Consider the following 24,304-nt stretch of genomic DNA (forward strand, 5'->3'; position numbering starts at 1 on the left):
ATGGAGAAAATGATGAGCCTTGGACTCGTAGGTCGCAAGGTTGGCATGACCCGTATCTTCACGGCGGAAGGGGATTCGATTCCCGTCACCGTGCTGGACGTGTCGGACAACCGCGTGACGCAGATCAAGACTGTTGAAACCGACGGCTACACGGCCGTGCAGGTTGCATTCGGCTCCCGTCGTGCCTCGCGCGTGACGAAGCCGCTGGCAGGTCATCTCGCCAAAGCCGGTGTCGAAGCCGGTGAAATCCTCAAGGAATTCCGCATTGACGCGGCCAAGGCAGCTGAGCTGTCGAATGGCGCCGTGGTCGGTGCTGATCTTTTCGAAGTGGGCCAGAAGGTCGACGTGCAAGGCGTGTCGATCGGTAAGGGCTACGCCGGTACGATCAAGCGTTACAACTTCTCCTCCGGCCGTGCCACGCACGGTAACTCGCGCTCGCACAACGTGCCGGGCTCGATCGGTATGGCGCAGGATCCGGGTCGTGTTTTCCCGGGTAAACGCATGACGGGTCACATGGGTGACGTGACGGTGACGGTGCAGAACCTCGAAATCGCGCGTATCGACGCAGAGCGCAAGCTGCTGCTCGTGAAGGGTGCGATTCCGGGCGCGAAGGGCGGCAAGGTCTTCGTGACGCCGGCCGTCAAGACCAAGGGGGCGAAATAATGGAACTCAAGCTCCTGAACGAAAATGGTCAGGAAGGTGCAGTGGTCAACGCATCGGACGTCGTGTTCGGTCGTGACTACAACGAAGCGCTGATCCACCAGGTCGTCGTCGCTTACCAGGCGAATGCTCGCCAGGGTAACCGCGCACAGAAGGACCGTGAGCAAGTCAAGCACACGACGAAGAAGCCGTGGCGCCAGAAGGGTACGGGCCGCGCTCGTGCCGGTATGTCGTCGAGCCCGTTGTGGCGTGGCGGTGGTCGTATCTTCCCGAATTCGCCGGAAGAAAACTTCTCGCACAAGGTCAACAAGAAGATGCATCGCGCAGGTCTCTGCTCGATCTTCTCGCAGCTGGCCCGTGAAGGCCGTCTGTCGGTCGTCGAGGACATCATCCTCGAAGCGCCGAAGACCAAGCTGCTGGCCGAAAAATTCAAGACCATGGGTCTCGACTCCGTTCTGATCATTACGGATACGGTTGACGAAAACCTGTACCTGGCATCGCGCAACCTGCCGCACGTGGCAATTGTCGAGCCGCGCTACGCTGACCCGCTCTCGCTGATCTACTTCAAGAAAGTGCTGGTCACGAAGGCTGCGGTCGCCCAGATCGAGGAGTTGCTGTCATGAGCGAGATTCGCAAGAACGATCATCGTTTGATGCAGGTCCTGCTCGCACCGGTGATCTCGGAAAAGGCGACGCTGGTTGCCGACAAGAACGAGCAAGTCGTGTTCGAAGTCGCACCGGATGCCACGAAGCAGGAAGTGAAGGCGGCTGTCGAGCTGCTGTTCAAGGTTGAAGTTGATTCCGTCAACGTGCTGGTTCAGAAGGGCAAGCAAAAGCGCTTTGGCCGTTCGATGGGCCGCCGCAAGGACGTGAAGAAGGCGTACGTTTGCCTGAAGCCCGGCCAGGAAATCAACTTTGAAGCGGAGGCCAAGTAATCATGGCAATCGTTAAAGTTAAGCCGACATCGCCGGGTCGCCGCGCGATGGTCAAGGTGGTCAACAAGAACCTGCACCAGGGCAAGCCGTTCGCGGCACTGCTCGACTCGCAGAGCTCGACCGCCGGCCGTAACAACAACGGTCGTATCACCACGCGTCACAAGGGTGGTGGTCACAAGCAGCACTACCGTATCGTCGATTTCCGTCGCACGAAGGATGGCATTCCGGCAAAGGTCGAGCGTCTCGAGTACGACCCGAACCGTAGCGCGAACATCGCGCTGGTGCTCTACGCAGACGGCGAACGTCGCTACATCATCGCCCCGAAGGGCCTGACCGTCGGCCAACAGCTGATGTCGGGTTCGGAAGCGCCGATCCGTGCAGGCAACACGCTGCCGATCCGCAACATTCCGGTCGGTACGACGATCCACTGCATCGAGATGCTGCCGGGCAAGGGCGCGCAAATGGCGCGTTCGGCTGGTACGTCGGCAATGCTGCTGGCACGTGAAGGCGTCTACGCGCAGGTTCGTCTGCGTTCGGGCGAAATCCGCCGCGTGCACATCGAGTGCCGTGCAACGATCGGTGAAGTCGGTAACGAAGAGCATAGCCTGCGCCAGATCGGCAAGGCTGGCGCGAACCGCTGGCGCGGTATCCGCCCGACGGTGCGTGGCGTTGCGATGAACCCGGTTGATCACCCGCACGGTGGTGGTGAGGGCAAGACGGCTGCAGGTCGCGATCCGGTTAGCCCGTGGGGTACGCCGGCTAAGGGTTATCGCACCCGTAGCAACAAGCGCACGACGACGATGATCGTCCAGCGCCGTCACAAGCGTTAAGGAGTAGGCAATGGCACGTTCTGTTAAAAAAGGTCCGTTCTGCGACGCCCATTTGCTGAAGAAAGTTGAGGCGGCTGCAGCTTCGCGCGACAAAAAGCCGATCAAGACCTGGTCGCGTCGCTCGACGATTCTGCCGGATTTCATCGGCCTGACGATCGCTGTTCACAACGGCCGTCAACACGTTCCGGTGTACATCTCGGAAAACATGGTCGGCCACAAGCTTGGCGAGTTCGCACTGACCCGTACGTTCAAGGGTCACGCAGCCGACAAGAAGGCCAAGAAATAAGGGGCAATCAAGATGGAAGTGAAAGCAATTCATCGCGGTGCCCGCATCTCGGCGCAAAAAACGCGCCTTGTGGCTGACCAGATCCGCGGTTTGCCGGTCGACAAGGCGCTGAACGTTCTGACGTTCTCGCCGAAGAAAGCGGCTGGCATCGTGAAGAAGGTTGTGCTGTCGGCAATCGCGAATGCGGAGCACAACGAAGGCGCCGATATCGACGAGCTCAAGATCAAGAGCATCTACGTCGACAAGGCTGCATCGCTCAAGCGTTTCACCGCGCGCGCCAAGGGTCGCGGTAACCGCATCGAGAAGCAATCCTGTCACATCACTGTGACGGTCGGGAATTAAGGAGCCATACGATGGGACAGAAAATTCATCCGACTGGCTTCCGCCTGGCTGTCAGCCGCAATTGGGCTTCGCGTTGGTACGCGAACAACAACAATTTCGCGGCGATGCTGCAGGAAGACATCGGTGTTCGTGAATACCTGAAGAAGAAGCTGAAGAACGCTTCGGTCGGTCGGGTCGTCATCGAGCGTCCGGCGAAGAACGCGCGCATCACGATTTACAGCTCGCGTCCGGGTGTGGTCATCGGCAAGAAGGGCGAGGATATCGAGCAGCTGAAGACGGAACTGCAACGCCGCATGGGCGTTCCGGTCCACGTCAACATCGAAGAAATCCGCAAGCCGGAAACCGATGCTCAGCTGATCGCTGACTCGATCACGCAACAGCTCGAGCGCCGGATCATGTTCCGTCGCGCGATGAAGCGTGCGATGCAGAACGCGATGCGTCTGGGTGCCCAGGGCATCAAGATCATGAGCGCGGGCCGTCTGAACGGTATCGAAATCGCTCGTACGGAGTGGTATCGCGAAGGTCGCGTGCCCCTTCACACGCTGCGTGCTGATATCGACTACGCGACCTCGGAAGCGAAGACGACCTACGGGATCATCGGCGTCAAGGTGTGGGTTTACAAGGGCGATACGCTCGGCCGCAACGACGCACCGGTGGTGGAAGAAGTAGCCGAAGACAAGCGTCCGCGTCGCAATGCGCGTCCGGGCGACCGTCGTCCGCGCCGTGATGGCGAAGGCGGCGCTCCGGGTGCTCGTCGTGGCGCACCGCGCCGTGGCGCCGGCAAGCCCGAAGACGGCAAGACTGGAGAATAACGATGCTGCAACCGAAACGCAGGAAGTATCGTAAAGAGCAGAAAGGTCGTAACACCGGCAAGGCGACGCGCGGCAACGCAGTGTCGTTCGGTGAATTCGGCCTGAAGGCTATCGGTCGCGGTCGTTTGACCGCACGCCAGATTGAAGCGGCGCGTCGTGCAATGACGCGTCACATCAAGCGTGGCGGCCGCATCTGGATCCGGATCTTCCCGGACAAGCCGATTTCGCAGAAGCCGGCCGAAGTGCGTATGGGTAACGGTAAGGGTAACCCTGAGTACTACGTCGCCGAGATTCAGCCGGGCAAGATGCTCTATGAAATGGACGGCGTAACCGAAGAACTGGCACGCGAAGCGTTCCGTCTGGCTGCAGCCAAGCTGCCGCTGAAGACGGCGTTCATCGTGCGCCAGCTCGGCGCCTAAGGAGAAAATATGAAGGCTTCCGAACTTCTCCAGAAAGACCAGGCCGCGCTCAACAAGGAGCTGGCGGACCTGCTGAAGGCGCAATTCGGCCTGCGCATGCAACTCGCGACCCAGCAGCTCACGAACACGAGCCAGCTGAAGAAGGTTCGTCGCGACATCGCACGTGTGCGGACCGTCATGACTCAGAAGGCGAACCAGAAATGAACGATAGCGTGAAAACCTCGCTGAAGCGGACGCTGGTCGGTCGGGTCGTCAGCAACAAGATGGACAAGACCGTCACCGTGCTGATCGAGCACCGCGTCAAGCATCCGATCTACGGCAAGTATGTCGTGCGCTCGAAGAAGTACCACGCGCACGATGAAGCGAACACCTACAACGAAGGCGATCTCGTCGAAATCCAGGAAACTCGTCCTGTTTCGAAGACGAAGGCCTGGACGGTGTCGCGCCTCGTCGAAGCAGCTCGCGTCATCTAAGCGGGCTGTGCAGTAGGCAGTAACAGGCACTTCTCCGCGAAGTGCTTGAAATCGCAAAGTATTTGCTTGCGTGACCAGGATTATTTGTTATAATCCTGGTCTTCCCTCTTTATGGGAGCCCCGTCGCGGGCGAAGTTGGTGGGGGAAGCGGACTGGCGCCTGCCTGTCCGAAAGATTCACCGAATTGCGATGGCGGGTTTCGTTTGCCGTCGCTGCTGTTCCAACCCAAGCAGCCGATTGGCTGACGGGACCAAGACTGACCGAATGCATCATGGTGGTGCATCCGGATTAAGTTGGGAAAGACAAACCATGATCCAGACCGAATCTCGGCTCGAAGTAGCCGACAACACGGGTGCACGTGAAGTCCTGTGCATCAAGGTGCTCGGCGGCTCGAAGCGTCGTTACGCCGGCATTGGCGACATCATCAAGGTGAGCGTCAAAGAGGCAACGCCGCGCGGGCGCGTGAAGAAAGGCGAAATTTACAACGCCGTGGTGGTCCGCACCGCCAAGGGCGTGCGCCGTCAAGACGGCTCGCTGATCAAGTTCGACGGCAACGCCGCTGTGCTTTTGAATAACAAGCTCGAGCCGATCGGCACCCGTATCTTCGGGCCGGTCACGCGTGAGCTGCGTAGCGAACGATTCATGAAGATCGTTTCGCTGGCGCCGGAAGTGCTGTAAGGAGTCGCGATGAACAAGATTCGCAAAGGTGACGAAGTCATCGTCGTCACTGGCAAGGACAAGGGCAAGCGCGGCGTCGTGCTGGCTGTCGGTGCAGAGCATGTGACGGTTGAAGGTATCAACCTCGTCAAGAAGCATGTGAAGCCGAACCCGATGAAGGGTACGACGGGCGGCGTGGAAGCGAAGACGATGCCCCTGCATATTTCGAACGTCGCACTGGTCGACGCGAATGGCAAGGCGTCGCGTGTTGGCATCAAGGTCGAGGAAGGCAAGAAGGTTCGCTTCCTGAAGACGACCGGTGCTGTACTGAGCGCCTGACGCAGCGGAGTAAAAAATGGCTCGTTTTCAAGAGTTTTACAAAGAAAAGGTAGTGCCCGGCCTGATCGAGAAGTTCGGTTACAAGTCGGTCATGGAAGTGCCGCGCATCACCAAGATCACGCTGAACATGGGTCTTGGCGAAGCGATCGCTGACAAGAAGATCATCGAGAACGCCGTTGGCGACCTCACGAAGATCGCTGGTCAGAAGCCGGTCGTGACGAAGGCACGCAAGGCAATCGCAGGCTTCAAGATCCGCCAGGGTTACCCGATCGGCGCGATGGTGACGCTGCGTGGCCAAGCAATGTACGAATTCCTCGACCGTTTCGTGACGGTTGCCCTGCCCCGCGTGCGTGACTTCCGCGGCGTGTCGGGTCGTGCTTTCGATGGCCGTGGCAACTACAACATCGGTGTGAAAGAGCAGATCATTTTCCCCGAAATCGACTACGACAAGATCGACGCACTGCGTGGGCTGAACATCAGCATCACGACGACTGCGAAGACCGACGACGAAGCAAAGGCACTGCTCGCCAGCTTCAAGTTCCCGTTCAGAAACTGAGGTTACCGTGGCTAAACTGGCACTGATCGAACGTGAAAAGAAGCGCGCCCGCCTGGTCGCGAAGTTCGCAGCAAAGCGCGATGCGCTGAAGGCGATCGTCGAAGACCAAAGCAAGTCGGAAGAAGAGCGCTACGAAGCACGCCTGGAGCTGCAGCAACTGCCCCGCAACGCAAACCCGACCCGCCAGCGTAACCGCTGCGCGATCACGGGCCGTCCGCGTGGCACGTTCCGTAAATTCGGCCTCGCGCGTAACAAGATTCGTGAAATCGCATTCCGTGGCGAGATTCCTGGCCTGACCAAGGCGAGCTGGTAATAGGAGAAACGTAAATGAGCATGAGTGATCCTATCGCCGATATGCTGACTCGCATCCGCAACGGGCAGATGGTCGAGAAGGTATCGGTGTCGATGCCCTCGTCGAAAGTCAAGGTTGCAATCGCGCAAGTCCTGAAAGACGAAGGCTATATCGACGATTTCGCCGTGAAGGCGGAAGGTGCGAAGTCCGAACTGAATATCGCGCTGAAGTACTACGCTGGCCGTCCGGTCATCGAACGCATCGAACGCGTTTCGAAGCCTGGCCTGCGCGTGTACCGTGGCCGTAACGACATCCCGCAGGTCATGAATGGCCTCGGTGTGGCAATCGTGTCGACGCCCAAGGGCGTGATGACCGACCGCAAGGCGCGCGCTACCGGCGTCGGCGGCGAAGTCATCTGCTACGTCGCTTAAAGCCGAGGAGAGAGAAACATGTCTCGAGTAGGTAAGAGCCCGATCGCGCTGCAAGGCGCGGAAGTCAAGCTGGCCGACGGTGCGATCACCGTCAAGGGCCCGCTGGGCACCATCACGCAAGCGATCAATCCGCTCGTGAACGTGGCGAACAACGACGGCACGCTGAACCTGTCGCCGGTGGACGAAAGCCGCGAAGCAAATGCACTGTCGGGCACGATGCGCGCGATTATCGCGAATGCCGTGCACGGCGTGACCAAGGGTTTCGAGCGCAAGCTGACGCTGGTTGGCGTCGGTTATCGTGCGCAAGCGCAAGGCGACAAGCTGAACCTGTCGCTGGGTTTCTCGCACCCGGTGGTGCACCAGATGCCGGAAGGCGTCAAGGCAGAAACCCCGACGCAAACCGAAATCGTGATCAAGGGGATCAACAAGCAACAAGTCGGTCAAGTGGCTGCGGAAGTCCGCGGTTACCGTCCGCCGGAGCCCTACAAGGGCAAGGGCGTGCGCTACTCCGACGAGGTTGTGATCCTTAAAGAAACGAAGAAGAAGTAAGGGTGCGCAATCATGGATAAGACTCAATCTCGCCTGCGCCGCGCTCGCCAGACGCGTATCAAGATCGCTGAGCTGCAGGTCGCGCGTCTCGCCGTGCATCGCACGAACACGCACATCTACGCTCAAGTGTTCTCGCCCTGCGGCACCAAGGTGCTCGCCAGCGCGTCGACGCTCGAAGCTGAAGTGCGCGCCGAGCTCGCCGACAAGTCGGGCAAGGGCGGCAACGTTAATGCTGCGACGCTGATCGGCAAGCGTATTGCCGAGAAGGCAAAGGCCGCCGGCATCGAATCCGTCGCCTTCGACCGCTCGGGCTTCCGCTACCATGGCCGCGTCAAGGCGCTGGCTGAGGCAGCTCGCGAAGCTGGGCTCAAGTTCTAAGGAAGGAATTCGTCATGGCAAAGATGCAAGCGAAAGTTCAGGCTGACGAGCGCGACGACGGCCTTCGTGAAAAGATGATTTCGGTCAATCGCGTGACCAAGGTCGTGAAGGGTGGCCGTATTCTCGGCTTCGCCGCACTGACCGTGGTTGGCGATGGTGATGGCCGCATCGGTATGGGCAAGGGCAAGGCGAAGGAAGTGCCGGTCGCTGTCCAGAAGGCAATGGAACAAGCTCGTCGCAACATGTTCAAGGTGCCGCTCAAGAACGGCACGCTGCAACACGAAGTGCACGGCAAGCATGGCGCATCCGCTGTCCTCCTCGCTCCGGCGAAGGCAGGTACGGGCGTGATCGCCGGCGGCCCGATGCGCGCAGTGTTCGACGTGATGGGCGTTCAGAACGTCGTGGCAAAGAGCCACGGTTCGACGAACCCGTACAACCTCGTTCGCGCCACGCTGGACGGCCTGCGCAAGCAGTCCACCCCGGCAGACATCGCGGCGAAGCGCGGCAAGTCCGTCGAAGAAATTTTGGGCTAAGCCCGGGTGGTCACCATGTCTGAAAAAACTGTCAAGGTTCAGCTCGTTAAGAGCCTGATCGGGACCCGCGAATCGCACCGCGCGACCGTGCGTGGCCTGGGCCTGCGCCGACTCAACTCGGTCAGCGAGCTTCAGGACACGCCGGCGGTCCGCGGCATGATCAACAAGGTCTCGTACCTCGTTAAGGTCATCGCGTAAGCGGCCCTACGGATCAAGGAGTTGATATGGAATTGAATAACCTGAAGCCGGCAGCTGGCGCAAAGCACGCCAAGCGTCGCGTCGGCCGTGGCATCGGTTCGGGCCTCGGCAAGACGGCTGGCCGTGGTCACAAGGGTCAGAAATCGCGTTCGGGCGGCTTCCACAAAGTCGGTTTCGAAGGCGGTCAGATGCCGCTGCAACGTCGTCTGCCGAAGCGCGGCTTCACGTCGCTGACGAAGGAATTCGTCGGTGAAGTGCGCCTGAGCGACCTCGAGAAGCTGCCGGTCGATGAGATCGATCTGCTCGCACTGAAGCAAGCCGGCCTGGTCGGCGAGCTGACGAAGAGCGCAAAGATCATCGCGACGGGCGAACTGAAGCGCAAGATCGTCGTGAAGGGTCTCGGTGCCACCAAGGGTGCGCGCGCTGCGATCGAAGCGGCTGGCGGTTCGTTCGCCGAGTGACACGCGTAGCGCGTCGTCACTTGCATTCATCGGAGAAGGTACTTGGCTAACAGCCCGAGTCTTGCAAAACCCGGTCGAAGCACGGCGAAATTCGGCGATCTGCGCCGGCGAGCAATGTTCTTGCTCCTGGCGCTGATCGTCTATCGCATCGGCGCGCACATTCCCGTGCCGGGCATCGATCCGGATCAACTGGCAAAGCTGTTCCAGAGCCAGGCGGGCGGCATCCTGGGCATGTTCAACATGTTCTCGGGTGGCGCGCTTTCCCGCTTCACGATCTTTGCGCTGGGGATCATGCCGTACATCTCGGCGTCGATCATCATGCAGTTGCTGGCGATCGTCTCGCCGCAGCTCGAGGCGCTGAAGAAGGAAGGGCAGGCAGGGCAACGGAAGATCACGCAGTACACGCGGTATTTCACCGTGGTGCTCGCGACCTTCCAGGCGTTCGGTATCGCGGCTGCGCTGGAAAACCAGCCGGGCCTCGTCACTGACCCCGGCATGCTGTTCCGTCTGACGACGGTCGTGACGCTGGTTACGGGCACGATGTTCCTGATGTGGCTCGGCGAGCAAATTACCGAGCGTGGTCTGGGCAACGGTATCTCGATCATCATCTTCGGCGGGATCGCAGCAGGGTTCCCGAATGCCGTCGGTGGGTTGTTCGAGCTGGTGCGTACGGGTTCGATGAGCATCATTTCGGCGATCATCATCGTCGTTCTGATTGCCGCGGTGACTTACCTGGTCGTGTTCATCGAACGCGGTCAGCGCAAGATCCTCGTGAACTACGCGAAGCGCCAGGTCGGCAACAAGATCTACGGTGGGCAGTCGTCGCATCTGCCGCTGAAGCTGAACATGTCGGGTGTGATTCCGCCGATCTTCGCATCGTCGATCATTCTGTTCCCGGCAACGATTCTCGGCTGGTTCAGCACCGGTCAGCCGACGGGAAGCTGGATTTCCAATACGTTGCATAACGTTGCGGAAGCGCTGAAGCCGGGCCAGCCGGTCTATGTGCTGCTGTACACGCTGGCGATCGTGTTTTTCTGCTTCTTCTACACCGCACTGGTGTTCAACAGCAGGGAGACCGCGGACAACCTGAAGAAGAGCGGCGCGTTTGTTCCGGGCATCCGTCCGGGCGATCAGACCGCACGATATATCGACCGCATCCTCACGCGTCTGACGCTGGCCGGTGCGATCTACATCGTCTTCGTGTGTCTGCTGCCGGAGTTTCTGGTGCTGCGCTGGAACGTGCCGTTTTATTTTGGTGGAACGTCGCTGCTGATCATTGTCGTCGTCACGATGGACTTTATGGCGCAGGTGCAGTCGTACGTTATGTCGCAACAGTATGAGTCACTGCTCAAGAAGGCGAACTTCAAGGGCGGCAACATCCCGATGCGTTAAGGACTATGGCCAAAGACGATGTAATCCAGATGCAGGGTGAGGTGATCGAAAACCTCCCGAATGCGACCTTCCGTGTGAAGCTGGAAAACGGCCATGTCGTGTTGGGGCATATTTCCGGGAAGATGCGGATGCACTACATCCGCATCCTGCCTGGCGACAAGGTGACGGTTGAATTGACGCCTTACGATCTGTCTCGTGCGCGGATCGTGTTCCGGGCGAAGTGATTTGAAAAAAGGGTATTATCATGAAAGTGATGGCATCGGTTAAGCGCATTTGCCGCAATTGCAAGATCATCAAGCGCAAAGGCGTCGTTCGCGTGATCTGCAGCTCGGATCCGCGCCACAAGCAGCGCCAAGGCTGACCGCGCGTTTGTTTGCGCTTTTTGTTTGAGGAAAAACAATGGCTCGTATCGCAGGGGTTAACATCCCGAATCACCAGCACACCGAGATCGGCCTGACGGCAATCTTTGGTGTCGGCCGCACCCGTTCGCGCAGCATCTGCGTGGCAGCTGGCGTCGATTTTTCGAAGAAGGTCAAGGACTTGACCGACGCAGACTTGGAAAAGCTGCGTGAAGAAGTGGGCAAGTTTGTCGTCGAAGGCGATCTGCGCCGTGAAGTGACGATGAACATCAAGCGCCTGATGGACCTCGGTTGCTACCGTGGCGTTCGTCATCGCAAGGGCCTGCCGATGCGCGGTCAGCGTACGCGTACGAACGCACGTACTCGCAAGGGTCCGCGTCGTGCAGCGCAAGCGCTGAAGAAGTAAGCGGAACTGACAGTTACAGGAAAACGTAATGGCTAAGGCTTCGAACACCGCGGCGCAACGCGTTCGCAAGAAGGTTAAGAAGAACGTCGCTGAAGGCGTGGTTCACGTTCACGCGTCGTTCAACAACACGATCATCACGATCACCGATCGCCAAGGCAATGCACTGGCATGGGCGACGTCGGGCGGTCAGGGCTTCAAGGGCTCGCGCAAATCGACGCCGTTCGCTGCCCAGGTCGCAGCCGAGTCGGCTGGCCGCGTCGCGATGGAATACGGCGTGAAGAATCTGGAAGTGCGGATCAAGGGCCCGGGCCCGGGTCGTGAGTCGGCAGTGCGCGCACTGCACGGCCTCGGCATCAAGATCACCGCGATTTCGGACGTCACCCCGATTCCGCACAACGGCTGCCGTCCGCCGAAGCGTCGTCGTATCTAAAGGTGTGCTGGCACGTTCGTGCTAGCACATTGCCTGTCGCCGCTCAGCGTCGACGGGCGTTGCTTTTTTGATTGACTAAGCCCACCGTTCGCCCCAAAGGGCGCGAACTAGCGCGGATTCAGATCTGCGTGACTGATTGATAGAGGAATGCAAAGTGGCACGTTATATCGGCCCGAAGGCCAAGCTGTCCCGCCGTGAAGGCACCGACCTGTTCCTGAAGAGCGCACGCCGCTCGCTCGCCGACAAGTGCAAGCTCGACAGCAAGCCGGGTCAGCACGGCCGTACCTCGGGCGCACGTACGTCCGACTACGGTACGCAGCTGCGCGAAAAGCAGAAGGTCAAGCGTATCTACGGCGTGCTGGAACGTCAGTTCCGCCGTTACTTCGCTGAAGCCGACCGCCGCAAGGGCAACACGGGTGAAAACCTGCTGCAACTGCTCGAGTCGCGCCTCGACAACGTCGTGTATCGCATGGGCTTCGGCTCGACCCGCGCTGAAGCGCGTCAGCTGGTGAGCCACAAGTCGATCACCGTGAACGGCGTCGTTGCGAACGTCCCGTCGCAGCAAGTGAAGTCGGGTGACGTCGTCGCGATCCGCGAAAAGGCGAAGAAGCAAGCGCGTATCGTCGAAGCGCTGTCGCTGGCTGAGCAAGGCGGCATGCCGAGCTGGGTTGCAGTCGATGCGAAGAAGTTCGAAGGCACGTTCAAGCAAATGCCGGAACGCGCTGAAATCGCAGGCGACATCAACGAAAGCCTGATCGTCGAATTGTATTCGCGTTAATCCGATTGACGGCCGAGGTACCCCGATTGCGTTGCGCAAGGAGGGGCCTCGGCTGTTTATTTTCTGGTTGTTACCGGTCAGCCTTATCGGTGTAACGAGCCGAGGGTATTGAAAAGGAAAGCCCATGCAAACCAGTTTGCTGAAACCCAAGATCATCGCCGTGGAATCGCTGGGCGAGAACCACGCGAGGGTGGTCATGGAACCGTTCGAACGCGGTTACGGCCATACCTTGGGCAATGCGCTGCGTCGCGTGCTGCTGTCGTCGATGGTTGGCTACGCGCCGACCGAAGTGACGATCGCGGGCGTGGTGCACGAGTACTCGACGCTGGATGGCGTGCAGGAAGACGTCGTCAACCTGCTGCTGAACCTGAAGGGCGTGGTGTTCAAGCTGCATAACCGTGACGAAGTGACGGTTACGCTGCGCAAGGAAGGTGAAGGCGTTGTCACGGCCGGCGATATCGAGCTGGCTCACGACTGCGAAGTCATCAACCCGAATCACGTGATTGCGCACCTGTCGAAGGGCGGCAAGCTCGACGTTCAGATCAAGATCGAAAAGGGTCGCGGCTATGTGCCCGGCAACGTCCGTCGCTACGGCGAAGACACGGCCAAGATCATCGGCCGCATCGTCCTCGACGCATCGTTCTCGCCGGTTCGCCGCGTGAGCTACGCTGTCGAAAGCGCACGTGTCGAGCAGCGTACCGACCTCGACAAGCTCGTGATGAACATCGAGACGAGCGGTGTGATCACGCCGGAAGAAGCGATCCGTCAATCGGCCCGCATCCTGGTCGACCAGCTGTCCGTGTTCGCGGCGCTGGAAGGCACGGAAACGGCAGCCGAAGCGCCGTCGCGTGCACCGCAGATCGATCCGATCCTGCTGCGTCCGGTGGACGATCTCGAGCTGACGGTTCGTTCGGCGAACTGCCTGAAGGCCGAGAACATCTACTACATCGGCGACCTGATCCAGCGCACGGAAAACGAGCTGCTGAAGACGCCGAACCTCGGTCGCAAGTCGCTCAACGAGATCAAGGAAGTGCTCGCTTCGCGCGGTCTCACGCTGGGCATGAAGCTCGAGAACTGGCCGCCGGCTGGTCTCGACAAGTAAGCCTGGTTGATGCTGTAGTTGGCAAAGATGCGGATTTTCCTTTAAAATCCGCATCTTGCTTTTTTCGCTACCGGCCCGTGCACCCTTCGAGGTGCGATAGAAGAGCTGGATCAAAACTTTGAATCAAGGAAACTGAAATGCGCCATCGTCATGGTCTGCGGAAACTGAACCGCACGAGCAGCCACCGTCTGGCTATGCTCCGTAACATGTCCAACTCGCTGATCGAGCACGAAGTCATCAAGACGACGCTGCCGAAGGCGAAGGAACTCCGTAAAGTCGTCGAGCCGCTGATCACGCTCGGCAAGAAGCCGTCGCTGGCAAACCGTCGCCTGGCGTTCAACCGCCTGCGCGATCGTGACTCGGTGGCGAAGCTGTTCGACGTGCTCGGTCCGCGTTTCGCGAACCGTCCGGGCGGCTACCTGCGCGTGCTGAAGTTCGGCTTCCGCGTGGGCGACAACGCACCGATGGCACTGGTCGAGCTGCTCGATCGTCCGGAAGTCGACGAAACGGAAAACGTGCAAGAAGCTGAGTAAGCTTCCGGTACGCAGCAGTATCTGAAAGGGGCCGAGCGATTGCTTGGCCCTTTTTGTTTTTCCGGCGCCGGCTGCGATCGATTGTCGCAGGGCGGTGCCGGCAGCGTTGCGCGGGCTGCGCTACGATACGGGGCAGCCGGCGCGCTCCCCAGATGGGCAATCCGCGTCGGCAGGAGCCGATAGACCAGCCAGGAGGGCGCGGATGATAGTGGTGCTGATGCTGACGACGGTGCCCGATGCCGAGGCCGCCAAGGTGCTTTCCGACGGTGCGCTCGATGCCCGGCTTGCCGCGTGCGTGTCGGAGCTCGGTGCGATCAAGTCGCGCTATCACTGGCAGGGCAAGGTCGAAACGGCCGACGAGATCCAGTTGCTGTTCAAGACGAGCCCCGTGCGGGCGCTCGAACTGGAGCGATTTATTCTCGCGCATCATCCTTACGAGACGCCCGAAATCGTCTCGTGGCAGACGACGGCATTGGCCGCGTACGGTCAGTGGGTGACCAGCGAAACTCAACGTCTATTTCATGTTTAACGGTATGGCGCTTCCCGTCCGCGTGCGCGCGCTGCGGTTCCTCGCAGTCCTGTTGTCGTTCATGCTCGTGCTGGGCAGCCTGTCGGTCGCGCGCGCTGCCGACGATTTCCTTGATCCGTCGGTGGCGTTCAAGTTCAGTGCGAGCGAATCGCCGGGACAGGTGGACGTCCGCTTCAAGGTCGCCAACGGCTACTACCTGTACCGCGAGCGGTTCGCGTTCGCGGTAAAGAGCGGGCAGGCGACGCTCGGCGATCCGCAATTCCCGGCCGGCCACGTGAAGTTCGACCAGACGTTCCAGAAGAACGTCGAGACCTACCGTGACGAAGTCGTCGTGCACGTGCCCGTCAAGCAGGCGTCGGGCCCGTTCGAGCTCGCGGTGACATCGCAGGGCTGTGCGGACGAAGGCATCTGCTATCCGCCGGCCGAGCACGTCGTGAAGGTCGACGGCGCCGCGTTGGGGGCTGCTTCGTCCCCGTCGTCCGGCGATGCGGCGGCCGCCGGCAGCTGGTTCGACAAGGTTACGAGTGCCGATTTCGCGCAGTCGCTGCTGGAAGGGCACGGTTTCTTCACGATCGTCGCCCTGTATTTCGTCGCGGGCGTCGTGCTGAGCCTGCTGCCATGCTCGTACCCGATGATCCCGATCGTGTCGGCGATCATCATCGGCCAGGGCACGCGCGCGACGCATGCGCGCGGCTTCGCGCTGTCGCTGACCTATGTGGTCGGCATGGCGCTGGTCTATACGGTGCTCGGCATCGCCGCGGCGCTGGTCGGCCAGAGCCTCGGCGCGTGGCTGCAGAACCCGTGGGTGCTCGGCGCGTTCGGCGTGCTGCTGACCGCGTTCGCCGTCTCGCTGATCTCGGGCAAGGACATCGCGCTGCCCGCGCGCTGGCAGAACGGCGCAGCCGAGGCATCGGGCGCGCGCCAGGGCGGCCATTTCGTCGCGGTCGCGGCGATGGGCGCGCTGTCCGCGCTGGTCGTCGGCGCATGCATGACGGCGCCGCTGTTCGCGGTGCTCGCCTTCATCGCGCACACGGGCAATGCGCTGCTCGGCGGTGCCGCGCTGTTCGCGATGGGGCTGGGGCTTGGCGTGCCGCTGCTGGTCGTTGGCGTCGGTGCGGGGACGGTGCTGCCGCGCGCCGGCGCATGGATGGACGGCGTGAAGGTGTTCTTCGGCATCGTGCTGCTCGCGGCCGCGCTGTGGATCGTGTGGCCGGTGCTGGCCGGTGGCCTGAAGATGGTGCTCGCTGCATTGTGGCTGCTGATCGCGGCCGCGGCGCTCGGGCTGTTCACGCCGAATGCCGGCGCCACGTCTATCTGGCGTCGTCTCGGCCGTGGCGTGGGCGCGGCACTCGCAATCTGGGCGGCCACACTGCTCGTCGGCCTGGCCGCGGGATCGACCGATCCGGTCAAGCCGCTGGCGGTGCTGGCAGCACGCACGGTTGCGTCGGGCGGCGCTGCAACGGCAGGTACGGCCGCCGCGCAGGACGGGCCTGCATTCGCATCGGTGCGCTCGAGCGGCGAACTCGACACGCTGCTGAAAACGTCGGGCCAGCCCGTGATGCTCGACTTCTACGCCGACTGGTGTGTGAGCTGCAAGGAGATGGAGCATCTGACGTTTACCGACGCGCGCGTGCAGGCGCGGCTCGCGCAGCTTCACCTCGTGCGCGCGGATGTCACCGCGAACAACCCGGACGACCAGGCGCTGCTGAAGCGTTTCAACCTGTTCGGGCCGCCGGGCATCATCTTCTTCGATCGCAACGGCAACGAAATCGGGCGCGTGGTCGGCTATCAGGCCGCTGAGACGTTCCTGCGCAGCCTCGACCGGGCTGCGGTCCCGACGGTATGACTGTAGGTATCGCGAGCGTGCTGGTGGCGAACCGGCGCGTTGGCGTGGCCTGAGCTGACGATCGACAAGGGCAGACGGTCCCGATCGACAGCGAAAAAAAACGGCGGGACACCGAAGTGTCCCGCCGTTTTGCTTTCCGCCTGCCGGCGGGCAATCAGCGTTGCGCTTTCAGCAGACGCGCAGCGTCGAGTGCGAAGTACGTGAGCACGCCGTCGGCGCCCGCCCGCTTGAACGCGAGCAGCGATTCGAGCACGACCTTGTCGTGATCGAGCCAGCCGTTCATCGCGGCGGCCTTCAGCATCGCGTATTCGCCGCTCACCTGGTACACGTAGGTCGGGAAGCGGAACTCGTCCTTCACGCGGCGCACGATATCGAGGTACGGCATGCCGGGCTTGACCATCACCATGTCGGCGCCTTCGTCGATGTCCAGGCGCACTTCGCGCAGCGCTTCGTCGCTGTTCGCCGGATCCATCTGGTAGGTCATCTTGTTGCCCTTTCCCAGGTTGGATGCCGAGCCGACCGCGTCGCGGAACGGGCCGTAGAACGCCGACGCGAACTTGGCCGAATAGGCCATGATTCGCGTGTGGATATGGCCGTCGCTTTCCAGCATTTCGCGGATGGCGCCGATGCGGCCGTCCATCATGTCCGACGGGGCGACGATGTCGACACCGGCTTCAGCCTGCACGCGTGCCTGGTCGATCAGGATCTCGATCGTGTCGTCGTTGATCACGTAGCCGTTTTCGTCGAGGACGCCGTCCTGGCCGTGGCTCGTGTACGGATCGAGTGCGACGTCGGTCAGCACGCCGAGTTCGGGGAAGCGCTGCTTCAACTCGCGCACCGCGCGCGGGATCAGGCCTTCCGGATTGGCTGCCTCGCGGCCGTCAGGCGTCTTCACCGACGGTTCGATGGCCGGGAACAGCGACAGCACGGGCACGCCGAGTTCGACGCACTGCTCGGCGACCTGCATCAGCAGATCGACGGACACGCGTTCGACGCCGGGCATCGACGGTACCGGCTGCCGTTCGTTGGTGCCTTCGACGACGAACACCGGATAGATCAGGTCGTCGGTGGTCAGGCGGTTTTCGCGCATCAGGCGGCGGGAGAAGTCGTCGCGGCGCATCCGGCGCGGACGATGAAGCGGATGGAAGCTCATGGCGATTGGGTAGAAATCGGGGCAGTAAGACCTTACGGAACCCTTAGGTCATTTTCGGGAGCGTTGGTATATGATAGCGATCGAGCGGCACGCGTCGCGTGCAGCTCCCCGCTTCTCCTCCCTGAGCGGGTGCCTGTCGTTTTTCGATTAGGCTGTTTGACCCGCCGTTCAACGGCGGGTTTTTTTATGAGCCGGCCGAAACCGCAGGCGCCGTCAGGTGCGCGCCGCCGATCCCGGCCGCGCGTTGCCCGATCATTGTGCTACAGGCTCGCTTTTTTCGTCGGCGACGGACGGCCGCACCCAGCTTTCGATCAATTCGTGCGCCTCGTCGAGCCCAACGCGCTTCATCGCCGAGAACAGCTGAACCGTCAGCTTGCCCTGGACGCCCTGGTCACGATACGCATCGAGACCCTTTTGCGCGGTCCGCAGCGCATTGATGCTTTCCTGCCGCGTCAATTTGTCGCACTTCGTCAGCAGTGTGTGGATCGGCTTGCCGGTCGGCACGAACCACTCGATCATGCGGCGGTCGAGGTCGGTCAGCGGACGGCGCGAATCCATCATCAGGATCAGGCCGCAAAGTTGCGAACGGGTCGCGAGGTAGGACGACAGCAGCATTTCCCAGTGGGCCTTGGCGGCACCGGGCACTTCCGCGTAGCCGTAGCCGGGCAGGTCGACGAGATTCGCGACGGGCTCGTCGGCCGGGCCGACGGAGAAGTAGTTGATATGCTGCGTGCGGCCGGGCGTCTTCGACGCGAAGGCGAGCCGCTTCTGGTTGCACAGCACGTTGATCGCCGTCGACTTGCCGGCATTCGAGCGGCCCGCGAACGCGATTTCCGGCTGGACCGTCGGCGGCAGGTCGCGCAGATGGTTGACGGTCGTGTAGAAGCGGGCTTGATGGAGCAGAAAGGCCATGGGAACCGGAAGGACGGGCGGCGCGAGCCGCTTGGTGGAGGCGGGGTAGCCCCGATAGGCGCGGGAGCTTTCAACACGATATTGTACAATACGGCGGTTTTACCGAAGGCTACCGGGCGCCTGCCTCGCGCTTTTATGTAGCTTCTGCGGTAGACTGAACGCCGTCGTTTTTTGCAGAACCTCAAATTCCCACAAGACGAAACAGGGTGTGCGAATGAATCGACTGTGCAAGTCTCTGATGGTGCTTCAGGTTGCAGCAGGGTTCGTAGGTTTCGTAGCGGAGGCAAACGCGGCGGATGCGGCAAAGCCGGATCTCGACCGTGGCAAGGCAATTGCCGGGCAGGTTTGTGCGTCGTGTCACGGCGCCGACGGCAATAGCGCGTCGGGCAGTTTTCCGAAGCTTGCCGGCCAGCATCCCGAATATCTGGTCAAGCAGTTGAACGACTTCAAGACGCAGCCGGGCGCGAAGGGGCCGGTGCGTACCAACGCGGTGATGGTCGGATTCGCGAGCGCGTTGAGCGCGGACGACATGCGCAACGTCGCCGCGTACTACGGGTCGCAGACGACGAAGCTCGGCACCGCGCGCGATGCGGCAACCGTGCCGATCGGCCAGAAGATCTATCGCGGCGGCATCGCGGAGAAGGGCGTCCCCGCCTGCGCGAGTTGCCACGGGCCGACAGGGCAAGGGATCCCGGTCCAATACCCGCGTCTGTCGGGGCAATGGGCCGATTACACGGTCGCGCAGTTGACCGCGTTCCAGCAGGGTGCCGGTGCGCGTAACAACAACGAGGCGATGCATCAGATCGCGACGCGGCTGTCGGACAACGAGATCAAGGCCGTCGCGGATTACATCGCGGGCCTGCGTTGAGCGGTCAGCCGCGAATGGAATGACCGGGCGCCCGAAGGGCGGCCGGAGTCAGAACAAGAAAAGGGTGGGGCGCCGCACGGTTGCGGTCGCCTTGCCCTTTTTTGTTGTCAGCACTCGCCGGGCCGAGCCATGCCAAGCCAGGATGAAGAGGCATGCCGGGAATGGGGGGCTGTGCTCCCCAAAGCGAACATAGTGAGCGTTGGGGGCTGTTTCCCCTTAGTCGGAGTTTGAATGAGCGTTACCACGTCGGGGTTGCAGTCGAAGTCGGGTCAGGGTGCGTCGAAGCGCGCGGTCGAGCTGCTGAGCTCGATGCGCTTCGCAATTGCGCTGCTGGTGGTGCTGTCGATTGCGAGCATCATCGGCACGGTCCTGACCCAGGACGATCCGTATCCGAACTACGTGAATCAGTTCGGGCCGTTCTGGGCGGACATCTTCCGCTCGCTCGGCCTGTACAACGTGTACAGCGCGTGGTGGTTCATGCTGATCCTGATCTTCCTCGTCATCTCGATCTCGCTGTGCGTGATCCGCAACGCGCCGAAGATGCTCGCCGATGCGAAGAGCTGGAAGGACAAGGTTCGCGAAGGCAGCCTGCGGGCGTTCCACCACAAGGCCGAATACACGACGTCCGGCACGCGCGCGACGGTCACGGCGACGCTCGCCACGTTCGTCACCAAGGCCGGCTACAAGCACATCGTGCGCGAGAACGACGGCGCGACGCTGATCTCCGCGAAGCGCGGGGCGATGACCAAGTGGGGCTACATCTCCGCGCACCTCGCGATCGTCGTGATCTGTATCGGCGGCCTGCTCGACAGCAACCTGCCGATCAAATTCCAGATGTGGATGTTCGGCAAGAGCCCGGTCAACACGAGCGCGACGATCAGCGAGATCTCGCCCGACCACCGCCTGTCCGCGTCGAACCCGACGTTCCGCGGCTACGCGTGGGTGCCCGAGGGGCAGTTCGTGTCGACCGCGATCCTGAACCAGCCGAGCGGCTCGCTGATCCAGGACCTGCCGTTCTCGATCCAGCTCAACAAGTTCATCGTCGACTACTACACGACGGGCATGCCGAAGCTGTTCGCGAGCGACATCGTCGTGATCGATCGCGAGACCGGCCAGAAGATCCCGGCGCGCGTCGAGGTCAACAAGCCGTTCACGTACAAGGGCGTGTCGATCTACCAGTCGAGCTTCCAGGACGGCGGCTCGCAGATGCAGATGACGGCCTACCCGATGACGGGCGGCAACGCGACGACCTTCCCCGTGAAGGGGACGATCGGCAGTTCGGCGCCGCTGCAGATGCCGGGCAACGACGGCGACACGATCGAGTTCTCCGATTTCCGTGCGATCAACGTCGAGAACATGGCTGACGCGAACGGCAAGCCGGACGTGCGCGGTGTCGCGACGACGAGCTCGCTGCGGGAAGTGTTCGACGAACGGCTCGGCTCCGGCGCCAAGACGTCGAAGCCGACGCAGCTCCACAACATCGGCCCGTCCGTGCAGTACAAGATCCGCGGCAAGGACGGCCAGGCGCGCGAATTCAACAACTACATGCTGCCCGTCGACATGAATGGCGAGCGCGTGTTCCTCGCCGGCGTGCGTGCGAGCCCGAACGACCCGTTCCGCTACATGCGGATTCCGGCCGACAGCCAGGATTCGATTGGCGAATGGATGCACCTGCGCGCCGCGCTCGAGGATCCGTCCGCGCGCGCCGAAGCCGCCGCGCGCTTCGCGCAGCGTTCGCTGCCGGGCACCGACGCATCGCTGCGCAGCCGCCTGCAGGACAGCGCACTGAAGGTGCTGACCCTTTTTGCGGCGAGCGACGACAGCGTCGGCCGTGGCGCCGACGGCCAGCCGATCGGCGGCTTCCAGGCTGTCGCGACGTTCATCGACCGCTCGGTGCCCAAGGCCGAGCAGGAAAAGGCCGCGAGCCTGCTGCTGCGCATGCTCGAAGGCTCGATGTGGGAGGTCTGGCAGATCGCGCGCGAGCGCGCGGGCGAGCCGGCGGCGCAGCAGGGCACCGACACGATCCGCTTCGTGCAGAATGCCATCAATGCGCTATCTGACAGCTTTTTGTATGGATCGCCGGTCTATTTGCAGCTTGACTCATTCAAGCAGGTGCAAGCTTCGGTATTTCAGTTGACGCGCGCACCCGGCAAGAATCTGGTGTATCTTGGCAGCCTGCTGCTGGTCGCCGGCATCTTCTCGATGTTCTACGTGCGCGAGCGGCGCCTCTGGTTCTGGCTGAAGGACGCCAGTTCGGGCGTCGATGTGGTGATGGCAATGTCCACGGCCCGCAAGACCTTCGATTTCGAGAAAGAATTCGTGCAGACGCGCGATGCGGCCGGTGCCGCGTTGCACGCCGCACCTCGCGACGCCGCGCCGGCCGGTGCGGCATCGACGGCCCGTCCGCCTGCCGGCGGCGGTTCCGATTCCGAGAATTCCACCCGGTAACATCATGGATCTCACGCAAGTTTCCTCTTCCCATCGGGCGTCGGCCCAGGCTCCGGTTATGGCGCCGCTGTTCGACGACCGTCCGTTCCTCGCGCGCCTGTCGTTGCTCGACTGGCTGTTCGCACTGGCGCTCGTGGTGGGCGCGGGCTATGCGCTCGTGCACTATAACGCGCACATGGATTACTACGACAAGGCGGTGATGATCGGCACCGTGCCGGCGCTCATCACGCTCGGCTGGCGCTGGAAGCCCGCGCGGCTGATGATGGCGTCGATCGCGGTGCTGGCACTGCTGTCGATCCAGATCTACCAGGGCGATCTCGCACGCGCCGATTCGGCGTTCTTCCTCAAGTACTTCCTGTCGAGCCAGTCCGCGATCCTGTGGATGAGCGCGCTGTTCGTGCTCGCGACGATCTTCTACTGGATCGGCTTGCTCGCGCGCTCGGAGTCGGGCTCCGCGATCGGCCAGAAGCTCACCTGGGTCGCCGTGCTGATGGGTTTCACCGGGCTGATGGTGCGCTGGTACGAGTCCTACCTGATCGGCGCGGACGTCGGGCACATTCCGGTGTCGAACCTGTATGAAGTGTTCGTGCTGTTCAGCCTGATCACCGCGCTGCTCTATCTGTATTACGAAGGCCACTACGGCACGCGCGCGCTCGGCGCGTTCGTGCTGCTGGTGATCAGCGCGGCCGTCGGCTTCCTGATGTGGTACTCGGTCGCGCGCGATGCGCAGCAGATCCAGCCGCTCGTGCCGGCGCTGCAGAGCTGGTGGATGAAGATCCACGTGCCGGCGAACTTCATCGGCTACGGCAGCTTCGCGCTGTCGGCGATGGTGTCGGTTGCGTACCTGATGAAGGAGCGCGGCGTGCTCGCGGATCGCCTGCCGACGCTCGAAGTGCTCGACGACGTGATGTACAAGTCGATCGCGGTCGGTTTCGCGTTCTTCACGATCGCGACGATCCTCGGCGCGCTGTGGGCCGCCGAAGCATGGGGCGGCTACTGGAGCTGGGACCCGAAGGAAACCTGGGCGCTGATCGTGTGGCTCAACTACGCGGCGTGGCTGCACATGCGCCTGATGAAGGGCCTGCGCGGCACGGTGGCCGCATGGTGGGCGCTCACGGGCCTGCTCGTGACGACCTTCGCGTTCCTGGGCGTCAACATGTTCCTGTCCGGGCTGCACAGCTACGGCAAGCTGTAAGATTTCCGCTGTTCGTCCGACTATGAGACCGCCGGTGCACCGTGTGCCCGGCGGTTTTCTTTTGTAACGGGCGGGCGGTCCGGGCGTCGAACGGCGCAAGACGGGTCGGGTCGAACGCTCATGAAGCTGCGCGCGGCGCATGCAGGAGGAGCAGCACGATGTGGATCAAACGCCCTTTGCGGAACGTACTGACCGGCGGCGATATCGCGCCCGGCGAAATCACGCCGCGTGCAGTGTTCGAGAACCGGCGGCGCGTATTGCAGGCGGCCGGCCTCGCGGCAGCGGGCGGGCTGCTCGGCGGCAGCGGTGCGGCATTTGCCGCCTATGCGTCGCCCGACGCGCGGGCCGCGAAGCTGGCGGCGAAGACGAATCCGAAGTTCGTCGCGGCCGACAAGGTGACGCCGTTCAAGGACATCACGTCCTACAACAACTTCTACGAATTCGGCACCGACAAGAGTGACCCCGCGCAGAACGCCGGCACGTTGCGCCCGCGCCCGTGGCGCGTGAGCGTCGAGGGCGAGGTGCTGCATCCGAAGGTGTTCGATCTCGACGAACTGCTGAAGCTCGCGCCGCTCGAGGAGCGCGTGTACCGGCTGCGCTGCGTCGAGGGATGGTCGATGGTGATCCCGTGGATCGGCGTGCCGTTGTCCGAGCTGATCAAGCGCGTGCAGCCGACCGGCAACGCGAAGTACGTGCAGTTCATCACGCTCGCCGATCCGTCGCAGATGCCGGGCCTCTCGACGCCGGTGCTCGACTGGCCGTACTCGGAAGGGCTGCGGATGGACGAGGCGATGAATCCGCTGACGCTGCTGACGATGGGCGTCTACGGGCAGGTGCTGCCGAACCAGAACGGCGCACCGGTACGGATCGTCGTGCCGTGGAAGTACGGCTTCAAGAGCGCGAAGTCGCTCGTGAAGATCCGCTTCGTCGACAAGCAGCCGAAGACGAGCTGGAATACGTATGCGTCGAACGAGTACGGTTTTTATTCGAACGTGAACCCGAACGTCGATCATCCGCGCTGGAGCCAGGCAACCGAGCGGCGCATCGGCGAGGACGGTTTTTTCACGCCGAAGCGCAAGACGCTGATGTTCAACGGCTACGGCGATCTCGTCGCGTCGATGTATCAGGGCATGGACCTGAAGAAGAATTTCTGAGGGCGACGGTGAGAAGCGATATGCCCTCTTCGACGCTGACTCCGCCAGC

General features: G+C 61.8%; 36 protein-coding genes. 34 read left to right on the forward strand and 2 right to left on the reverse strand.

The window, feature by feature from the left end; all coding sequences use genetic code 11:
- Window positions 1–12: 12 nt before the first annotated feature.
- From rplC to dsbD, 30 genes are all read left to right on the forward strand, one after another.
- Complete coding sequence (gene rplC / locus G3O00_RS11735; RefSeq protein WP_006482922.1) at window positions 13–663, forward strand: 50S ribosomal protein L3; 651 nt, start codon at window positions 13–15, stop codon at window positions 661–663.
- A complete protein-coding gene (gene rplD / locus G3O00_RS11740) occupies window positions 663–1,283 on the forward strand; it encodes a 50S ribosomal protein L4 (RefSeq protein ID WP_011350675.1) in 621 nt (206 codons plus the stop codon). Before rplC ends, rplD begins: the two co-directional genes overlap by 1 nt.
- Window positions 1,280–1,594 carry a 50S ribosomal protein L23 gene (gene rplW / locus G3O00_RS11745; protein WP_004199275.1) on the forward strand — a complete coding sequence of 105 codons (315 nt, stop codon included), beginning with the start codon at window positions 1,280–1,282 and terminating at the stop codon, window positions 1,592–1,594. The genes rplD and rplW overlap by 4 nt, the downstream gene beginning before the upstream one ends.
- 2 nt (window positions 1,595–1,596) lie before the next feature.
- Window positions 1,597–2,424 (forward strand): 50S ribosomal protein L2, encoded by an 828-nt coding sequence (gene rplB, locus G3O00_RS11750; RefSeq protein ID WP_006482900.1) that lies wholly within the window; start codon window positions 1,597–1,599, stop codon window positions 2,422–2,424.
- 10 nt (window positions 2,425–2,434) lie between these two features.
- Window positions 2,435–2,710: a 30S ribosomal protein S19 gene (rpsS, locus tag G3O00_RS11755; RefSeq protein ID WP_004199273.1), complete on the forward strand. Its 276-nt coding sequence runs from the start codon at window positions 2,435–2,437 to the stop codon at window positions 2,708–2,710.
- A 12-nt stretch (window positions 2,711–2,722) separates the two neighbouring features.
- Entirely contained in the window at window positions 2,723–3,052 is a 330-nt protein-coding gene (gene rplV, locus G3O00_RS11760) for a 50S ribosomal protein L22 (protein ID WP_004199272.1), read from the forward strand.
- An 11-nt stretch (window positions 3,053–3,063) separates the two neighbouring features.
- Complete coding sequence (rpsC, locus tag G3O00_RS11765; RefSeq protein WP_006482899.1) at window positions 3,064–3,864, forward strand: 30S ribosomal protein S3; 801 nt, start codon at window positions 3,064–3,066, stop codon at window positions 3,862–3,864.
- Window positions 3,865–3,866: 2 nt separating this feature from the next.
- Window positions 3,867–4,283 carry a 50S ribosomal protein L16 gene (rplP, locus tag G3O00_RS11770; RefSeq protein ID WP_006482873.1) on the forward strand — a complete coding sequence of 139 codons (417 nt, stop codon included), beginning with the start codon at window positions 3,867–3,869 and terminating at the stop codon, window positions 4,281–4,283.
- Window positions 4,284–4,292: 9 nt separating this feature from the next.
- Window positions 4,293–4,487: a 50S ribosomal protein L29 gene (gene rpmC, locus G3O00_RS11775; RefSeq protein ID WP_006400652.1), complete on the forward strand. Its 195-nt coding sequence runs from the start codon at window positions 4,293–4,295 to the stop codon at window positions 4,485–4,487.
- The gene (rpsQ, locus tag G3O00_RS11780; protein ID WP_006477189.1) at window positions 4,484–4,756 is read left to right on the forward strand and encodes a 30S ribosomal protein S17; all 273 of its coding nucleotides are present in this window, start codon (window positions 4,484–4,486) and stop codon (window positions 4,754–4,756) included. The genes rpmC and rpsQ overlap by 4 nt, the downstream gene beginning before the upstream one ends.
- 309 nt (window positions 4,757–5,065) lie before the next feature.
- On the forward strand, window positions 5,066–5,434 hold the full coding sequence (rplN, locus tag G3O00_RS11785) for a 50S ribosomal protein L14 (RefSeq protein ID WP_006482918.1): 369 nt from the start codon (window positions 5,066–5,068) through the stop codon (window positions 5,432–5,434).
- Window positions 5,435–5,443: 9 nt separating this feature from the next.
- On the forward strand, window positions 5,444–5,752 hold the full coding sequence (rplX, locus tag G3O00_RS11790) for a 50S ribosomal protein L24 (protein ID WP_006477187.1): 309 nt from the start codon (window positions 5,444–5,446) through the stop codon (window positions 5,750–5,752).
- A gap of 16 nt (window positions 5,753–5,768) precedes the next feature.
- Window positions 5,769–6,308: a 50S ribosomal protein L5 gene (rplE, locus tag G3O00_RS11795; protein WP_006477186.1), complete on the forward strand. Its 540-nt coding sequence runs from the start codon at window positions 5,769–5,771 to the stop codon at window positions 6,306–6,308.
- A gap of 7 nt (window positions 6,309–6,315) precedes the next feature.
- Window positions 6,316–6,621 carry a 30S ribosomal protein S14 gene (rpsN, locus tag G3O00_RS11800; RefSeq protein ID WP_011350676.1) on the forward strand — a complete coding sequence of 102 codons (306 nt, stop codon included), beginning with the start codon at window positions 6,316–6,318 and terminating at the stop codon, window positions 6,619–6,621.
- A gap of 14 nt (window positions 6,622–6,635) precedes the next feature.
- Window positions 6,636–7,031: a 30S ribosomal protein S8 gene (gene rpsH / locus G3O00_RS11805; protein ID WP_011350677.1), complete on the forward strand. Its 396-nt coding sequence runs from the start codon at window positions 6,636–6,638 to the stop codon at window positions 7,029–7,031.
- A gap of 18 nt (window positions 7,032–7,049) precedes the next feature.
- Window positions 7,050–7,580, forward strand: coding sequence for a 50S ribosomal protein L6 (rplF, locus tag G3O00_RS11810; protein WP_006758786.1), 531 nt, complete (start codon window positions 7,050–7,052; stop codon window positions 7,578–7,580).
- Window positions 7,581–7,592: 12 nt separating this feature from the next.
- On the forward strand, window positions 7,593–7,958 hold the full coding sequence (gene rplR, locus G3O00_RS11815; RefSeq protein ID WP_006477183.1) for a 50S ribosomal protein L18: 366 nt from the start codon (window positions 7,593–7,595) through the stop codon (window positions 7,956–7,958).
- A 14-nt stretch (window positions 7,959–7,972) separates the two neighbouring features.
- A complete protein-coding gene (gene rpsE / locus G3O00_RS11820) occupies window positions 7,973–8,491 on the forward strand; it encodes a 30S ribosomal protein S5 (protein WP_006482895.1) in 519 nt (172 codons plus the stop codon).
- A 15-nt stretch (window positions 8,492–8,506) separates the two neighbouring features.
- Window positions 8,507–8,689, forward strand: a complete 183-nt coding sequence (gene rpmD, locus G3O00_RS11825; RefSeq protein WP_006400644.1) for a 50S ribosomal protein L30 — start codon at window positions 8,507–8,509, stop codon at window positions 8,687–8,689.
- A gap of 26 nt (window positions 8,690–8,715) precedes the next feature.
- A complete protein-coding gene (gene rplO, locus G3O00_RS11830; protein ID WP_006477180.1) occupies window positions 8,716–9,150 on the forward strand; it encodes a 50S ribosomal protein L15 in 435 nt (144 codons plus the stop codon).
- Between the two features lie 42 nt (window positions 9,151–9,192).
- On the forward strand, window positions 9,193–10,542 hold the full coding sequence (secY, locus tag G3O00_RS11835) for a preprotein translocase subunit SecY (protein WP_006482915.1): 1,350 nt from the start codon (window positions 9,193–9,195) through the stop codon (window positions 10,540–10,542).
- A 5-nt stretch (window positions 10,543–10,547) separates the two neighbouring features.
- Entirely contained in the window at window positions 10,548–10,766 is a 219-nt protein-coding gene (gene infA / locus G3O00_RS11840) for a translation initiation factor IF-1 (RefSeq protein WP_004521905.1), read from the forward strand.
- A 20-nt stretch (window positions 10,767–10,786) separates the two neighbouring features.
- On the forward strand, window positions 10,787–10,903 hold the full coding sequence (gene rpmJ / locus G3O00_RS11845) for a 50S ribosomal protein L36 (protein ID WP_004199844.1): 117 nt from the start codon (window positions 10,787–10,789) through the stop codon (window positions 10,901–10,903).
- Window positions 10,904–10,941: 38 nt separating this feature from the next.
- Window positions 10,942–11,307: a 30S ribosomal protein S13 gene (gene rpsM / locus G3O00_RS11850; RefSeq protein ID WP_006477178.1), complete on the forward strand. Its 366-nt coding sequence runs from the start codon at window positions 10,942–10,944 to the stop codon at window positions 11,305–11,307.
- A 28-nt stretch (window positions 11,308–11,335) separates the two neighbouring features.
- The gene (gene rpsK / locus G3O00_RS11855; RefSeq protein WP_004197937.1) at window positions 11,336–11,737 is read left to right on the forward strand and encodes a 30S ribosomal protein S11; all 402 of its coding nucleotides are present in this window, start codon (window positions 11,336–11,338) and stop codon (window positions 11,735–11,737) included.
- Window positions 11,738–11,891: 154 nt separating this feature from the next.
- The gene (gene rpsD, locus G3O00_RS11860; protein ID WP_011350679.1) at window positions 11,892–12,515 is read left to right on the forward strand and encodes a 30S ribosomal protein S4; all 624 of its coding nucleotides are present in this window, start codon (window positions 11,892–11,894) and stop codon (window positions 12,513–12,515) included.
- 124 nt (window positions 12,516–12,639) lie between these two features.
- Window positions 12,640–13,617, forward strand: a complete 978-nt coding sequence (gene rpoA, locus G3O00_RS11865; protein ID WP_006477176.1) for a DNA-directed RNA polymerase subunit alpha — start codon at window positions 12,640–12,642, stop codon at window positions 13,615–13,617.
- A 137-nt stretch (window positions 13,618–13,754) separates the two neighbouring features.
- On the forward strand, window positions 13,755–14,150 hold the full coding sequence (rplQ, locus tag G3O00_RS11870) for a 50S ribosomal protein L17 (protein WP_006477175.1): 396 nt from the start codon (window positions 13,755–13,757) through the stop codon (window positions 14,148–14,150).
- 202 nt (window positions 14,151–14,352) lie between these two features.
- The gene (gene cutA / locus G3O00_RS11875; RefSeq protein ID WP_206143046.1) at window positions 14,353–14,679 is read left to right on the forward strand and encodes a divalent-cation tolerance protein CutA; all 327 of its coding nucleotides are present in this window, start codon (window positions 14,353–14,355) and stop codon (window positions 14,677–14,679) included.
- Entirely contained in the window at window positions 14,672–16,525 is a 1,854-nt protein-coding gene (dsbD, locus tag G3O00_RS11880; RefSeq protein ID WP_206143047.1) for a protein-disulfide reductase DsbD, read from the forward strand. Before cutA ends, dsbD begins: the two co-directional genes overlap by 8 nt.
- Before the next feature lie 154 nt (window positions 16,526–16,679).
- Here the strand turns inward: dsbD and hemB are convergent, their stop codons facing one another.
- On the reverse strand, window positions 16,680–17,678 hold the full coding sequence (gene hemB, locus G3O00_RS11885) for a porphobilinogen synthase (protein WP_206143048.1): 999 nt from the start codon (window positions 17,676–17,678) through the stop codon (window positions 16,680–16,682).
- Window positions 17,679–17,930: 252 nt separating this feature from the next.
- Window positions 17,931–18,590, reverse strand: a complete 660-nt coding sequence (gene yihA / locus G3O00_RS11890; protein ID WP_011350683.1) for a ribosome biogenesis GTP-binding protein YihA/YsxC — start codon at window positions 18,588–18,590, stop codon at window positions 17,931–17,933.
- Window positions 18,591–18,804: 214 nt separating this feature from the next.
- On the opposite strand from yihA, the gene G3O00_RS11895 reads away from it, so the two are divergent.
- The 4 genes from G3O00_RS11895 (at window position 18,805) to msrP (ending at window position 24,255) form a co-directional block, all read left to right on the forward strand.
- Window positions 18,805–19,458, forward strand: a complete 654-nt coding sequence (locus tag G3O00_RS11895; RefSeq protein WP_011350684.1) for a c-type cytochrome — start codon at window positions 18,805–18,807, stop codon at window positions 19,456–19,458.
- A 231-nt stretch (window positions 19,459–19,689) separates the two neighbouring features.
- Complete coding sequence (locus G3O00_RS11900; protein WP_206143049.1) at window positions 19,690–21,906, forward strand: cytochrome c biogenesis protein ResB; 2,217 nt, start codon at window positions 19,690–19,692, stop codon at window positions 21,904–21,906.
- A gap of 4 nt (window positions 21,907–21,910) precedes the next feature.
- A complete protein-coding gene (ccsB, locus tag G3O00_RS11905) occupies window positions 21,911–23,101 on the forward strand; it encodes a c-type cytochrome biogenesis protein CcsB (protein ID WP_011350686.1) in 1,191 nt (396 codons plus the stop codon).
- Window positions 23,102–23,259: 158 nt separating this feature from the next.
- Complete coding sequence (msrP, locus tag G3O00_RS11910; protein WP_011350687.1) at window positions 23,260–24,255, forward strand: protein-methionine-sulfoxide reductase catalytic subunit MsrP; 996 nt, start codon at window positions 23,260–23,262, stop codon at window positions 24,253–24,255.
- Window positions 24,256–24,304 lie beyond the last annotated feature (49 nt).

Source organism: Burkholderia sp. Ac-20384 (assembly GCF_017104605.1).
GTDB lineage: Bacteria > Pseudomonadota > Gammaproteobacteria > Burkholderiales > Burkholderiaceae > Burkholderia > Burkholderia lata.

Coding starts and splice junctions, on each gene's coding strand:
- rplB (WP_006482900.1), top strand. CDS start 1,597: ATGGCAATCGTTAAAGTTAAGCCGACATCGCCGGGTCGCCGCGCGATG.
- dsbD (WP_206143047.1), top strand. CDS start 14,672: ATGTTTAACGGTATGGCGCTTCCCGTCCGCGTGCGCGCGCTGCGGTTC.
- rpsH (WP_011350677.1), top strand. CDS start 6,636: ATGAGCATGAGTGATCCTATCGCCGATATGCTGACTCGCATCCGCAAC.
- rpmD (WP_006400644.1), top strand. CDS start 8,507: ATGTCTGAAAAAACTGTCAAGGTTCAGCTCGTTAAGAGCCTGATCGGG.
- rplX (WP_006477187.1), top strand. CDS start 5,444: ATGAACAAGATTCGCAAAGGTGACGAAGTCATCGTCGTCACTGGCAAG.
- rplC (WP_006482922.1), top strand. CDS start 13: ATGAGCCTTGGACTCGTAGGTCGCAAGGTTGGCATGACCCGTATCTTC.
- yihA (WP_011350683.1), bottom strand. CDS start 18,590: ATGGCCTTTCTGCTCCATCAAGCCCGCTTCTACACGACCGTCAACCAT.
- rpmJ (WP_004199844.1), top strand. CDS start 10,787: ATGAAAGTGATGGCATCGGTTAAGCGCATTTGCCGCAATTGCAAGATC.
- rpmC (WP_006400652.1), top strand. CDS start 4,293: ATGAAGGCTTCCGAACTTCTCCAGAAAGACCAGGCCGCGCTCAACAAG.
- rpsS (WP_004199273.1), top strand. CDS start 2,435: ATGGCACGTTCTGTTAAAAAAGGTCCGTTCTGCGACGCCCATTTGCTG.
- hemB (WP_206143048.1), bottom strand. CDS start 17,678: ATGAGCTTCCATCCGCTTCATCGTCCGCGCCGGATGCGCCGCGACGAC.
- msrP (WP_011350687.1), top strand. CDS start 23,260: ATGTGGATCAAACGCCCTTTGCGGAACGTACTGACCGGCGGCGATATC.
- rplQ (WP_006477175.1), top strand. CDS start 13,755: ATGCGCCATCGTCATGGTCTGCGGAAACTGAACCGCACGAGCAGCCAC.
- rpsQ (WP_006477189.1), top strand. CDS start 4,484: ATGAACGATAGCGTGAAAACCTCGCTGAAGCGGACGCTGGTCGGTCGG.
- rplN (WP_006482918.1), top strand. CDS start 5,066: ATGATCCAGACCGAATCTCGGCTCGAAGTAGCCGACAACACGGGTGCA.
- rplD (WP_011350675.1), top strand. CDS start 663: ATGGAACTCAAGCTCCTGAACGAAAATGGTCAGGAAGGTGCAGTGGTC.
- rplW (WP_004199275.1), top strand. CDS start 1,280: ATGAGCGAGATTCGCAAGAACGATCATCGTTTGATGCAGGTCCTGCTC.
- G3O00_RS11900 (WP_206143049.1), top strand. CDS start 19,690: ATGAGCGTTACCACGTCGGGGTTGCAGTCGAAGTCGGGTCAGGGTGCG.
- ccsB (WP_011350686.1), top strand. CDS start 21,911: ATGGATCTCACGCAAGTTTCCTCTTCCCATCGGGCGTCGGCCCAGGCT.
- rplF (WP_006758786.1), top strand. CDS start 7,050: ATGTCTCGAGTAGGTAAGAGCCCGATCGCGCTGCAAGGCGCGGAAGTC.
- rpsK (WP_004197937.1), top strand. CDS start 11,336: ATGGCTAAGGCTTCGAACACCGCGGCGCAACGCGTTCGCAAGAAGGTT.
- rplE (WP_006477186.1), top strand. CDS start 5,769: ATGGCTCGTTTTCAAGAGTTTTACAAAGAAAAGGTAGTGCCCGGCCTG.
- infA (WP_004521905.1), top strand. CDS start 10,548: ATGGCCAAAGACGATGTAATCCAGATGCAGGGTGAGGTGATCGAAAAC.
- rpsE (WP_006482895.1), top strand. CDS start 7,973: ATGGCAAAGATGCAAGCGAAAGTTCAGGCTGACGAGCGCGACGACGGC.
- rpsM (WP_006477178.1), top strand. CDS start 10,942: ATGGCTCGTATCGCAGGGGTTAACATCCCGAATCACCAGCACACCGAG.
- rplP (WP_006482873.1), top strand. CDS start 3,867: ATGCTGCAACCGAAACGCAGGAAGTATCGTAAAGAGCAGAAAGGTCGT.
- cutA (WP_206143046.1), top strand. CDS start 14,353: ATGATAGTGGTGCTGATGCTGACGACGGTGCCCGATGCCGAGGCCGCC.
- rplO (WP_006477180.1), top strand. CDS start 8,716: ATGGAATTGAATAACCTGAAGCCGGCAGCTGGCGCAAAGCACGCCAAG.
- G3O00_RS11895 (WP_011350684.1), top strand. CDS start 18,805: ATGAATCGACTGTGCAAGTCTCTGATGGTGCTTCAGGTTGCAGCAGGG.
- rplR (WP_006477183.1), top strand. CDS start 7,593: ATGGATAAGACTCAATCTCGCCTGCGCCGCGCTCGCCAGACGCGTATC.
- rplV (WP_004199272.1), top strand. CDS start 2,723: ATGGAAGTGAAAGCAATTCATCGCGGTGCCCGCATCTCGGCGCAAAAA.
- rpsC (WP_006482899.1), top strand. CDS start 3,064: ATGGGACAGAAAATTCATCCGACTGGCTTCCGCCTGGCTGTCAGCCGC.
- rpoA (WP_006477176.1), top strand. CDS start 12,640: ATGCAAACCAGTTTGCTGAAACCCAAGATCATCGCCGTGGAATCGCTG.